Raw genomic sequence first — 12,039 nt, 5'->3', positions numbered from 1 at the left:
ACGCCCGCGGCAACGGCATCCGGCTGGGGTCAGGCCACCCGCCAAACACTGCATTCGTCCGTATTGATGGCTTTGCGCAGGCCGGTGAGCCGGTCCAGGATCCAGACGACGCCGATGCCCGGTGCCGTTTCCTGGACGCGGCCGCGGCGGATCACCACGTCGTCGTAGGAGGGCCCGACGGAAAGGCGGGCTTCGATCTCGTCGCCGCGGTGGAGCTGGTCCAGGGCGCGGACTCTGGTCACATGTGGTGTCGCTTTCTGCTTCATGGCGTGGCCTCCTGGCTGGGGCTGGTGCCGGCTCTTGCCTGCAGAATCAAGTGTGCCCAAGCAATGTTGCGCCCGCGTTTCCCCTCGGTTAGGCGCGGGTTAGCTTTTCGCGCCGGAGCTGTTTCCCCTACGGCAGTTCCAGGCTGGTGCGGTAGGCCGCCAGGAACGTGGAGATCCGCCGCACGGCCTCCCGGATATCCAGCACAGACGGAAGGATCACGAACCGGAAGTGGTCCGACGCCGGCCAGTTGAAGGCCGAACCGTGCGAGACAAGGATTTTCTGGTCCTGCAGCAGGTCCAGGACAAATTGCTCGTCGCTGCTGATGGGGTAGAGCTCCGGATCCAGCCGGGGAAACAGGTACATGGCTCCAGCCGCAGGCACGCATGTCACGCCGGGGATGGCCGTCAGCAGTTGGTGGGCAAGGTCCCGCTGTTCGCGGAGCCTGCCGCCGGGCCGCACCAGCGCCTCGATGCTCTGGTAGCCGCCCAGGCAGGTCTGGATGGCGTGCTGGGCCGGGACATTGGCGCACAGGCGCAGGGAGGCAAGCAGTTCCAGTCCCTCCCGGTAGGCGGCGGTTGCGGCGAGCGGTCCGGTGACTGCCACCCAGCCGGCCCGGTAGCCCGGCATCCGGTAGGCCTTGGACAGGCCGCTGAACGTCAGGCAGCAGACGTCCTCCGCCACAGCGGCAGTGTGGATGTGTTTGGCGTCCTCGTACAGCACCTTCTCGTAGATCTCGTCGGAGAACAGGACCAGGTGGTGCTTGCGGGCCAGCTCCGCGAACTGCGCCAGGATGTGGCGCGGGTAGACGGCGCCGGTGGGGTTGTTGGGGTTGATGATCACAATCCCCTTGGTGCGGCTGGTGATCTTGGCTTCCACGTCGGCCATGTCCGGCCACCAGTTCTCCGCCTCGTCGCAGAGGTAGTGCACCGGCTTGCCGCCGGTCAGGGTGACGGCGGCCGTCCAGAGAGGGTAGTCCGGTGCCGGCACCAGGATCTCGTCGCCGTTCTCCATGAACGCCTGCAGGCACATTGAAATGAGCTCGCTGACGCCGTTGCCGATGAAGACGTCCTCCACGCCAATCTGCATCAGGCCGCGGGTCTGGTAGTACTGCGAGATCGCCGTGCGCGCCGTGAAGATGCCCTTCGAGTCGCTGTAGCCCTGGGCACCGCGCAGGTGGTGGATCATGTCCACCACCACGGACTCCGGCGCCTCCAGCCCGAACGGTGCGGTGTCCCCCAGGTTCATCTTGAGGATCCGGTGCCCCTCCGCCTCCATGGCTTTGGCGGCCCGCAGGATGGGCCCGCGGAGTTCGTACCGCACGTTCTGGAGCTTGCTGGAGTGTTGCATGGGGCGCATGGTTGATTTTTTCACAAACGGACGACGCCGGCGCACGGCTAGGGTGCCGGCCGATCGCCCTTGCGGTGCAGGCGGAACCAGCGGTAACCGTAGCGTCCCAGCCCAACCGTGAAGCCGCCGTCGGGATCCAGCGCTGTGTTGTCGCCGTCGAACAGGTCCAGCAGGACAGCGTCCCTGAACGCATTCCGCGGCCCGTCCTCCGCGCCCACCGTGCCCCTGACCTTCACGGGCTCCTCCCCGAAGTTGTGCAGCAGCACCAGGGTGCCGCCGTCCGAGCTGAGCGTGTGGGCGAAGACGGCCGGCTCCGGCTGGTCGATGAGGGCGAACTTGCCCCAGCCCAGCTCCGCCGATTCGCGGTAGCGGCGGATCAGCGTGACCATGAAGTTGAACAGCGAACCGGGGTCCCGCTTGGCTTTGGCGGCATTCAGGTTGTCCGGGCCATACTCGCCCCGGACAACGGGCGCCACGAGTCGGGACACGTTGGCGGTGGAGAACCCGCCATTCTTTTCGTCATTCCATTGCATCGGGGTGCGCACGGCGGCGCGGCTCTTCTGCCGCAGGTCCTCGCCCATCCCGATCTCCTCGCCGTAGAACAGCACCGGCGTGCCGGGCAGGGAGAACATCAGCGAGTACACCATCCTGATGCGTTCCTGGTCGCCGCCGAGCATCGGGGGCAGCCGCCGGCGCAGCCCGCGCCCGTAGATCTGCATGTTCTTCTCGGGCCCGAACGCCGCGAAGACCTCTTCGCGCTCGCCGTCGGTGAGCTTGTCCAGGGTGAGTTCGTCATGGTTGCGGACGAACATGGCCCACTGGTTGTCGGGGTGGAGCGGTGGCCGGCTCTTCAGGGTTTCGGCCAGGGGACGGGCGTCCTGGCGGGCCAGCGACAGGTAGATGTGCTGCATGGACATGAAGTCGAACTGCATGTTCAGCTCGTTGCCCTCGGGGCCGCCGAAGTACTCCACCTGTTCCTTGTAGGGCAGGTTCACTTCGCCCAGCAGGACCGCGCTCCCGTTCCGGCGGCTGACGAAACTCCGCAATGCTGCCAGGTATGCGTGCGGATCCAGGTTGGCGGCCTCGTCCCTGGGCTGGCCCCGGGTTTCCAGGAAGAAAGGCACCGCGTCCAGGCGGAACCCGTCCAGGCCCAGCTCAAGCCACAGGCCCATGGCCTTGGCGATTTCATTCCGCACCGATTCGTTGGTCACGTTCAGGTCAGGCTGGTGTTTGGCGAACATGTGCAGGTACCACTCGCCGGTAGCGTCGTCCTGGGTCCAGAGTGAGTTCTCTTCGCCCGGGAACACTACCTCGGAGGACGTATCGGGGGGAGTGTCGCTCCGCCACACGTAGTAGTCCCGGTACCGGTTGTCCGTGGATTGCCGGGCCTCGACAAACCAGGGGTGCTGGTTCGAGGTGTGGTTCACCACAAAGTCCGCGATGACCCGCATGCCGCGGTCCTTGGCGGCCCTGATGAACTCCACCAGGTCCCCCATGGTGCCCAGCCGGGGGTCCACGGTGAAGAAATCCGTGACGTCGTAGCCATCGTCCCGGTCCGGCGAGGGGTAGAAGGGCATCAGCCAGATGCAGGTCACGCCCAGGGCTGCCAGGTAGTCCACGCGCTGGGTGAGGCCGGCGAAGTCCCCGGTGCCGTCGCCGTCGTCATCAAAGAACGTCTCGACGTCCAGGCAGTACACCACTGCGTTCTTCCACCAGAGGTCCGAGGTTTCGGCGATCCTCATGCCGGAGCCTGTGCCTGCGCCTGGAGCCGCGAGCCGTGCACCTGTGGAAGGACCTCCGCGCCGAACGCATCAATGAACGGCGCCTGCTCCTGCCCCACGAAGTGCAGGTAGAGCTCGTCGAAGCCCAGGTCGGAGTAGCCGGCCAGCCACTCGGCGTGCTGGCCCAGGCTCGCCGAAACGTTGACGGCCTTGCGGACCTGTTCCTCGCCCACCTGCCCGCTGACGCCGTCGAAATGCCCGGCTGTGGGGAGGTCCCACGGGACAGGCGGGGCGAAGGTGTTGGTCCGCCACTGGTCCAGGGCGATCGCTGCCGCATCCTGTTCACGGGGCGCCCAGGACAGGTGGACCTGCAGCACGGCCTTGCCGAGGCCGCCGTTGTCCCGGTAGGCGGCCAGCATGTCCTTGAGCTTGGCTGCCGGCTGGTTGACGGTGACCAGGCCGTCCGCCCAAGCGGCGGCGCGGCGGGCGGTGTCCACGCTGATGGCAGGGGCGATCAGGGGTGGCGGGGAGTCCGGCACATCCCAGATCCGGGCCTGCTCCACGGTGACCAGGCCGTGGTGCGTTACGTCCTCGCCCCGGTGGAGCCGCCGGATCACCTCAACGCATTCCTCCAGCCGGCGCTGCCGCGTTTCCTTGGGCGGCCACGCGTCGCCGGTGATGTGCTCATTCATGTTCTCGCCGCTGCCGGGTGCCATCCAGAACCGGCCCGGGAACATGCTGGCCAGCGTGGCGGAAGCGTGGGCAATGATGGCCGGGTGGTAGCGCTGGCCAGGCGCCGTCACCACTCCAAACCGGAGGCCGGTGGTGGCCAGCGCGGCCCCCAGCCAGGACCAGGCAAACCCGGAATGCCCCTGCCGGGCAGACCACGGCTCGATATGGTCCGAGCACATGGCGGCATCGAATCCTGCCCGTTCCGCGTGCTGGACGTCTTTAAGCAGTTGCCCGGGACTGATCTGTTCGTGCGAGGCGTGGAAGCCGACAGTAACCATCGTTAACCTCTACCGTCCGGGGAGGTGTTGTGTCGAGGGGTCGCGGGGCTTCCTGTGTCCAGGGGGCGCGGCGCCTGTCCGGCGGCCGGTCACTTGTCAGATAACTTTGGACTTGTAGTACTGCGCTGCCCCGGACTCGCGCGCAGGCCGCGGAAACGGAAGGAAGTACCCCTGTGGGCGGTGTGCTGATCGGCCTGGCGGTGATCGGCGTCGTCATTGCGGTGGGGTACATCGCCGCACGGTGCGGCCTGGGCGGTGAGCACACTGTCTCCGCACTGACCCGCACTGCCTTCTTCATCACCAACCCCGTCCTGCTGTTTACCGTGGTGCTGGAATCGGACCTCACCGTGGTGTTCTCGGCCTATGTGCCGCTGGCGCTGATCACGGCAGCCGCCACCGCACTGCTGTACGTGCTGGCCAGCCGGTTGTGGTTCCGGCGGCCGCTGGCGGAAACCGCCGTGGGCGCAATGGCCAGTTCCTATGTCAACGCGAACAACATCGGCATCCCCATCACGCTGTATGCCCTGGGCGACGCGACCCCCGTGGCGCCGGTGCTGCTGGTCCAGCTGCTCCTGTTCGCCCCGCTGGTCCTCACCCTGCTGGACCTTTCCGCGGCCGGCCGGGTCTCGCCGCGCCTGCTGCTCACCCAGCCCTTCCGGAACCCCATGATCATCGCATCCCTGCTGGGGGTGGTCCTCGCAGCGTTCCGTGTGGAACTTCCGGAACCCGTGATGGCACCGCTGGACCTCCTGGGCGGAGCCGCCGTCCCCGTGGTGCTGCTGGCCTTCGGCATGTCCCTGCACGGGACCCGGATGCTCCAAAGCGGCGGCCACACTGCGGAAATCCTCACTGCCACCGCGCTGAAGTCCGCGGTGATGCCCGTGGTGGCCTTCGTCGTCGGCCGCTTTCTCTTCAACCTGGACCAGCACATGCTCCTGGGCGTGGTGCTGATGGCGGCGCTGCCTTCGGCCCAGAACGTGTTCCTGTTCGCCGCGAAGTACGGGCGGGCCGTTGCGGTGGCCCGGGAAACCATCCTGCTGTCGACGGCGGCCGCGGCCCCGGCGCTGATCCTCATTGTGTGGCTGCTGGCCGGGTGAGCGCCGGTCTTCCGGAAGCGGCTGCCGCCCGGCAAGATGGGGCACATGGAACTTCCCGTGATGCCGCCGGTCCCGCCCATGCTTGCGAAGGCCGTCAGCGGCATCCCGGAGGGGGAGCTCAGTTATGAACCCAAGTGGGACGGGTTCCGGTCCATCATCTTCCGCGACGGCGATGAGCTGGAGATCGGCAGCCGCAACGAAAAACCAATGACCCGCTACTTCCCGGAACTTGTCGAGGCGCTGAAGGAGAACCTGCCGCCACGCTGCGTGGTGGACGGCGAGATCATCCTGATCGGTTCCTCCGGCGACCGGCTGGATTTCGACACCCTCCAGCAGCGCATCCACCCCGCCGCCAGCCGGGTGAAGCTGCTCGCGGCGCAGACGCCGGCCTCCTTCGTGGCGTTCGACCTGCTGGCCCTGGGCGACGACGACTACACGGGCCGGCCCTTCACGGAACGGCGGGCGGCGCTTGAGAAGGCGCTCGCCGGCAGCAAGGCCCCGGTCCACCTCACCGCCGCCACCACGGACAAGGACACGGCGGAGCAGTGGTTCCGGCAGTTCGAGGGTGCCGGGCTGGACGGCGTGGTGGCCAAACGCCTGGACGGCAGGTATGAGCCGGACAAGCGTGTGATGTTCAAGACCAAGCACGAGCGCACGGCCGACTGCGTGGTGGCCGGTTACCGGCTGCACAAGAGCGGGCCGGATGCCATCGGATCCCTGCTGCTGGGCTTATACAAGGACGACGGCGGCCTGGCCAGCGTGGGCGTGATCGGCGCCTTCCCCATGAAGCGGCGGCAGGAACTGTTTGAACAGCTCCAGCCGCTGGTGACCACCTTCGATGACCATCCGTGGGCTTGGGCGAAGCAGGAGGAAGGCGAACGGACCCCGCGGAACGCCGAAGGCAGCCGGTGGAGCGCGGGCAAGGACCTGTCCTTCGTCCCGCTGCGCCCGGAACTGGTGGTGGAGGTCCGCTACGACCACATGGAGGGCGAAAGGTTCCGCCACACGGCCCAGTTCAACCGCTGGCGGCCGGACCGGGACCCGGAATCCTGCACCTACGCGCAGCTGGAGGAGCCGGTCAGCTTTGACCTGGCGTCGGTGCTGGAGACCGGCCGGCCGTAGTTGCTGCGAGGTTGCTGCCGAAACAGCCCATTTATAACCAGTAAAGGCCCGCCATTCCGGGGAATGGCGGGCCTTCCGGTCCCGAAACCGGGCTGGTGCGTTACTTCAGGCCGAGCTGCTTGGTGGGGGTCCTGAAGGATTCCTTGGCCGTGAGGGCGGAGATGACCGCGACGGAGCAGATGATGCCGGTAAAGATGCTGATCTGGACCCACCCGCCGGGCTTGATGCCGCCCATGGCCGCGACGATCGCCGGGGCGAAGCCTGCCATCAGGAAGCCCAGCTGGGTGCCGATGGCCAGGCCGGAGAAGCGCACCTTGGTGCTGAACATCTCGGCGTAGAAGGACGGCCAGACGGCGTTGGAGGCTGCGTAGCCGCAGGAGAAGAAGCCGATGGCTGCCAGGAACATCAGCGGCACGCTGCCGGATTCCAGGCTGAGCAGGAACACGGGGGTCAGCGCGGCACTGGCCACGGCACCGTAGATGAACACCGGCTTGCGACCGATCTTGTCAGCGAGCATGCCGAAGAGCGGCTGGGTGCCCAGTGCCACCAGGTTGGCGCCGACGACGAGCCACAGAGTGGTGGTGCCGTCCACGCCGGCAACCGTCTTGGCGTAGCTGATGGCGAGGGTGCCGAACACGGTGGAGACGGCGGCGATGAAGGCGCAGCAGATGACGCGGAGGACGTCGCGCCAGTGGCCCTTGAGGAGGTCGGCGACAGGGAGCTTGGAGATCTGCGCAGACTTCTGTGCTTCCTCGAAGGCCGGCGGCTCGTGCAGGGTGCGGCGGATGAAGAAGGCAACAACAACCACCACGGCACTCAGCCAGAACGGGATGCGCCAGCCGATGCCGTACTTGATCTCGTCCGGAAGGGCGAGCACGGGGATGAAGACGAGGGCAGCGAGGATCTGGCCGCCCTGGGTACCGGTGAGGGTCCAGGAGGTGAAGAAGGAGCGGCGGTTGTCCGGGGCGTGCTCCAGCGTCATGGAGGAGGCGCCTGCCTGCTCGCCGGCGGCGGAGAGGCCCTGGCAAAGCCGGGCCAGGACCAGCAGGGCCGGAGCCCACCAGCCAACGGTGTTGAAGTCCGGAAGGCAGCCGATCAGGAAGGTGGAGGCACCCATCAGCAGGAGAGTGAACATCAGGACCTTCCGGCGGCCCACCCTGTCGCCGAAGTGGCCCAGGATGACGGCGCCAACCGGCCGCGCCACGTAGGCGAAGCCGAAGGTGGCGAAGGACATGATGGCCGCGTTCGCGTCAGCATTGGGGAAGAAGACCGTGGGGAAGATCAGGGCTGCGGCGGAACCGAAGATGAAGAAGTCGTAGTATTCGACGGCGCTGCCCAGGAAGCTGGCGAGGGCTGCCTTCTTCGGCGTCCCGGCCGGGGCGGCGATGCCTGGCTCAGTGGACGGAAGTAACTGGCTCATGGAGTTCCTTAGATGTGACGACTTTGTCGCGGATGGATCAGGGGGCTCGCAGCCGGCGCGGCCTGGGGTAGGGGCTTGGCCCGGCACGGCTGGACGGTTGGGAAAACCCGAACAGTAGCCACATGGTGGGAGCTACTTGTGCGATACAGCAATGATGGCTGTGAGTGGAGTCACTTGTCAAGAAAATAATCATCATCTAGAAATAGCTCTCACTATGTGGCAACATCGAGGTATGAGTGTGAATCAAACCACAGCTGACGACGATGCAGCTGTCGACATCAAAGCGGACGCCAAGGCGGCCAAGGCGGACCGTACGGACATGGTGGGCAAGGCCCTGGGCCTCCTGGTCCTCCTGGGAGACGAGCCCCGCGGCGCGAGTGCCGCGGAAATCTCCCGCCGTGCGGACCTGCCCTTCAGCACCACTTACCGCCTGCTGGGATCGCTGACGCGGGACGGGTTCGTTGATTATGAACCGGACGGGCGCCGGTACCACCTGGGCCTGAGGATCTTCCAGCTGGGCCAGCGGGTCTCGAACCACCACGGCTTCGCAGGAACGGCCATGCCGGTTTTGCGCCGGGTGACCGAGCAGACGGGTGAGGCAACCATCCTGAGTGTCCGGGACGGCCACCACCACCTGACGGTGAACAAGGTGGACGGCCCGCAGATGTTCAGGGTGACCAGCGACCCCGGACACCTGGGCTCCCTCTCCACTACCGCCGTCGGCAAGGCCCTGGTGGCCTTCGCGGAGGATGCCGAGCGGGAAAAGCTGTTGGCGGAGCTTCCGCTGGAGCGGTTGACGGAAAAGTCCATTACGGACCGCGACGCCTTCCGTGCCGAAATCGAGAAGGTCCGGGCCCAGGGGTATGCGGTGATGGATGAGGAGAACGAGGCCGGCATGCGCGCCGTCGCGGTCCCGCTCCTCAACTCCCAGGGCCACGCGTTCGCCTCGCTGGCCGCTGCCGTTCCTGTCTTCCGCCTGAGCCTTGAAGGCCTGGAGGCGCACGTTCCCCTGCTGCAGGAGGCCGCGGCGGAACTGGCCGCGCGCCTTCCGCAGCGGTGAGCCGGTGCGTGCCCCATGGCACGAATACCGCAGAATCGGCCCTGCTTGTTCGTATCTAGAACAATAGTGCGAGAAGTGAACATTTGTTATATCGTTATTCCAGTCACCTGCTGGCGGCGTGTGCCCGAGGGCAACGCCGGCCGCCCGGTGCCGTTTCAAAGGAGCTGCACGGATGAGTAATCGAACTGAGTCCTACCTCGTGGGACTGGTCGGCGACGGCGTGATGCCGTCACTCACCCCGCCCATGCACGAACGCGAAGGTGATGTGCAGGGACTGCGCTACCTTTACCGGCCCATCGACCTCCTGGAACTGGGCCTTTCCGGGGAATCCGTGGGAGAGCTCCTCAGGAGCGCCCGGAACCTCGGCTTCAATGGACTGAACATCACCCACCCCTGCAAGCAGCTGGTCCTGCAGCACCTGGATGAAGTTTCTCCGGACGCCCGCCGGCTGGGCGCCGTCAACACCGTGGTGATCGAAGACGGCCGGTTCGTCGGCCACAACACCGACTTTTCCGGCTTTGCCGCCGCGCTGGCTTCCGGCCTCCCTGCCGCAAAGCTGGACCGCGTGGTGCAGCTGGGTGCCGGCGGTGCCGGTTCCGCCGTCGCCTACGCCCTGCTCTCCGCCGGTGTCCGCCACCTGGACCTCGTGGACATGGACGCCGCCCGCGGTGCCGCCCGGGCCGCTGAACTGGCCGGCTTCTTTCCGGACAGCACCGTGACGGCACGGACGACGACGGAGCTGCCGCGGCTGATGCCCCTGGCCGACGGCCTGGTGCACTGCACCCCCGTGGGCATGGCCGCCCACCCCGGCGTTCCCCTCGACCTGGACCTGCTGGAGCCCCGGCACTGGGTGGCGGACATCGTCTACCGCCCCATCGAGACCGAACTCGTCCGCGGCGCCCGCGCCAAGGGCTGCGACGTGCTGGACGGCGGCCGCATGGCCGTGGGCCAGGCCGCCGACGCCTTCCGCATCTTTACCGGCCTCGAAGCGGACCCGGACCGCATGCGCAGCCACTTCCTGGAACTTGTGGCCGCAGAGGAGGTGGCTGCCTGATGCGCACCGGAATTGCCACCGTCTGCCTCTCCGGCACGCTGAAGGAAAAGATGCAGGCCTGCGCCATCGCGGGCTTCGACGGCATCGAGATCTTCGAACAGGACCTAATCACCTCGCCGCTGAGCCCCGAGGATGTGCGGAAGATGGCCGCAGACCTCGGCCTGGGGCTGGACCTCTACCAGCCGTTCCGGGATTTCGACGGCGTCACCCCGGACCTGCTGAAGGCCAACCTTCGGCGTGCTGAAGCGAAGTTCAGGCTGATGTCCCGGCTGGGCATGGACACCATCCTCGTCTGCTCGAACGTGGCTACGGCCACCATCGACGACGACGACCTCCGCGCCTCCCAGCTCTCCGAACTCGCGGAGCTGGCAGGGGAGCACGGCATCAGGGTCGCCTACGAGGCCCTGGCCTGGGGCAAGTACGTCAATGACTACGAGCATGCCTACCGCCTGGTGGAGATGGTGGACCACCCCAACTTCGGCACGTGCCTTGACTCCTTCCACATCCTCTCCCGCGACTGGGACACCGCGCCCATCGAGAAGATCAACGCGGAGAAGATCTTCTTTGTCCAGCTGGCGGACGCCCCCAAGCTCTCCATGGACGTCCTGTCCTGGAGCCGCCACTACCGCGTGTTCCCCGGCGAAGGCCAGTTCGAGCTCGCCAAGTTCATGGGCCACGTGGTCCGAGCCGGCTACGCCGGCCCGGTCTCGCTGGAAGTCTTCAACGACGTCTTCCGCCAGTCCGACGTCGACCGCACGGCCGTGGACGCCATGCGGTCGCTGATCTGGCTGGAGGAACAGAGTGCCAAATGGCTGTCAGGCACCGCGGAAGCCGCAGGCGGCAGCAGTGCTGCCTCCCGCCGTCGTTACCCCATGGAACTGGCCACCCTGCCCAAGGTGAACGAACCGGCCGGCTTCAACTTCGCCGAGGTCAAGGCGGACGACACCGTGCAGCTTGAGAAGCTCCTGGGGCAGCTCGGCTTCGAATTCGAGGGCCGGCACCGCACCAAGGACGTCCAGCTGTGGACCATGGGCCAGGCCCGCGTGATCATCAACGAGCAGGCGGCATCACACGCCGAGCCGTCCATCGCCGCGCTGGGTTTCGACGTCGATTCCCCCGTGATTGCCTCGGCCCGCGCGCAGCAGCTGAAGGCGCCCGTGGTGGCCCGTAAGGTCCAGGCGGACGAGGAAGTATTCCAGGGCATTTCCGCCCCGGACTCCACTGAGATCTTCCTGTGCCAGGGCAGCCCGGACGGCACGGCCGCATGGACGCATGAATTCGGCGAGGGCCTGGAGCACCCGCGAGTGGCACGGAACGCGGTCATTGACCATGTGAACCTCGCCCAGCCGTGGCAGCACTTCGACGAAGCCGTCCTCTTCTACACCAGCGCCCTGGCACTGGAGCCGCAGCCGTTCGCCGAAGTCCCCAGCCCCAGCGGGCTGGTGCGCTCCCAGGTCATGCAGACGTCCGACGGCGCGGTGCGGCTGGTGCTGAACCTGGCGCCGGTGCAGCAGGCCGCCGGGCAAGGTACCCAGGCCGTGCCCAAGACTTACCAGGAACACATCGCCTTCGCCGTGGACGACCTCGTGGCCGCCGCCAGAGCCGCCCGTGACCGGGGACTGGAATTCCTGCAGATCCCCGCGAACTACTACGAGGACCTGGACGCCCGCTTCGACCTCGAACCCGGATTCCTGGCCACCCTCAAGGACCTCAACCTCCTGTACGACCGCGATGCCGACGGCGAATTCCTCCACTTCTACACGGCCACCGTTGGCAGCGTGTTCTTCGAAATGGTGGAACGCCGCGGCAACTATGACGGCTACGGGGCACCCAACGCCCCGGTCCGCCACGCAGTGCAGTACGACTCGCTGCACCGCACCTGAGCAGCACTGCCTGTACACCTGACAACCGCCCAAACCGAAAACCAGAAAGGAGCCAGCC

Annotated in this window: 10 protein-coding genes; 5 read left to right on the top strand and 5 right to left on the bottom strand. The window is 66.7% G+C overall.

The features are described 5' to 3' along the window. Positions 1-29: 29 nt before the first annotated feature. The 4 genes from SMD14_RS19875 to SMD14_RS19860 all read right to left on the bottom strand — a co-directional run bounded on the left by SMD14_RS19875 (position 30) and on the right by SMD14_RS19860 (position 4,345). Positions 30-266, bottom strand: a complete 237-nt coding sequence (locus tag SMD14_RS19875; RefSeq protein ID WP_139030984.1) for a hypothetical protein — start codon at positions 264-266, stop codon at positions 30-32. A gap of 127 nt (positions 267-393) precedes the next feature. Beyond that, positions 394-1,623 (bottom strand): pyridoxal phosphate-dependent aminotransferase, encoded by a 1,230-nt coding sequence (locus SMD14_RS19870; protein ID WP_157240238.1) that lies wholly within the window; start codon positions 1,621-1,623, stop codon positions 394-396. Positions 1,624-1,661: 38 nt separating this feature from the next. Further along, the gene (locus tag SMD14_RS19865) at positions 1,662-3,356 is read right to left on the bottom strand and encodes an alpha-amylase family protein (protein ID WP_157240240.1); all 1,695 of its coding nucleotides are present in this window, start codon (positions 3,354-3,356) and stop codon (positions 1,662-1,664) included. Beyond that, the gene (locus tag SMD14_RS19860) at positions 3,353-4,345 is read right to left on the bottom strand and encodes a TIGR03885 family FMN-dependent LLM class oxidoreductase (protein WP_321214797.1); all 993 of its coding nucleotides are present in this window, start codon (positions 4,343-4,345) and stop codon (positions 3,353-3,355) included. The genes SMD14_RS19865 and SMD14_RS19860 overlap by 4 nt, the downstream gene beginning before the upstream one ends. Before the next feature lie 173 nt (positions 4,346-4,518). On the opposite strand from SMD14_RS19860, the gene SMD14_RS19855 reads away from it, so the two are divergent. Both SMD14_RS19855 and SMD14_RS19850 read left to right on the top strand, forming a co-directional pair. Then, complete coding sequence (locus SMD14_RS19855; protein WP_321214796.1) at positions 4,519-5,442, top strand: AEC family transporter; 924 nt, start codon at positions 4,519-4,521, stop codon at positions 5,440-5,442. A 45-nt stretch (positions 5,443-5,487) separates the two neighbouring features. Further along, positions 5,488-6,564 (top strand): ATP-dependent DNA ligase, encoded by a 1,077-nt coding sequence (locus SMD14_RS19850; RefSeq protein ID WP_321214795.1) that lies wholly within the window; start codon positions 5,488-5,490, stop codon positions 6,562-6,564. Between the two features lie 100 nt (positions 6,565-6,664). Here SMD14_RS19850 and SMD14_RS19845 read toward each other — a convergent pair whose 3' ends face one another. Next, entirely contained in the window at positions 6,665-7,984 is a 1,320-nt protein-coding gene (locus SMD14_RS19845; protein ID WP_321214794.1) for an MFS transporter, read from the bottom strand. Between the two features lie 232 nt (positions 7,985-8,216). Here SMD14_RS19845 and SMD14_RS19840 point away from each other — a divergent pair, with 232 nt between their 5' ends. From SMD14_RS19840 to SMD14_RS19830, 3 genes are all read left to right on the top strand, one after another. Next, on the top strand, positions 8,217-9,044 hold the full coding sequence (locus SMD14_RS19840) for an IclR family transcriptional regulator (RefSeq protein ID WP_321214793.1): 828 nt from the start codon (positions 8,217-8,219) through the stop codon (positions 9,042-9,044). Between the two features lie 172 nt (positions 9,045-9,216). Continuing rightward, the gene (locus SMD14_RS19835) at positions 9,217-10,098 is read left to right on the top strand and encodes a shikimate dehydrogenase (RefSeq protein ID WP_321214792.1); all 882 of its coding nucleotides are present in this window, start codon (positions 9,217-9,219) and stop codon (positions 10,096-10,098) included. After that, on the top strand, positions 10,098-11,981 hold the full coding sequence (locus SMD14_RS19830; RefSeq protein WP_321214791.1) for a TIM barrel protein: 1,884 nt from the start codon (positions 10,098-10,100) through the stop codon (positions 11,979-11,981). The genes SMD14_RS19835 and SMD14_RS19830 overlap by 1 nt, the downstream gene beginning before the upstream one ends. Positions 11,982-12,039: the final 58 nt, after the last annotated feature.

This window comes from Pseudarthrobacter oxydans (genome assembly GCF_034258515.1).
In the GTDB taxonomy this organism is placed as follows: Bacteria; Actinomycetota; Actinomycetes; order Actinomycetales; family Micrococcaceae; genus Arthrobacter.
The sequence above is the reverse complement of the archived record's forward strand: the minus strand, read 5'-3'. Positions and strand labels throughout refer to the sequence as shown.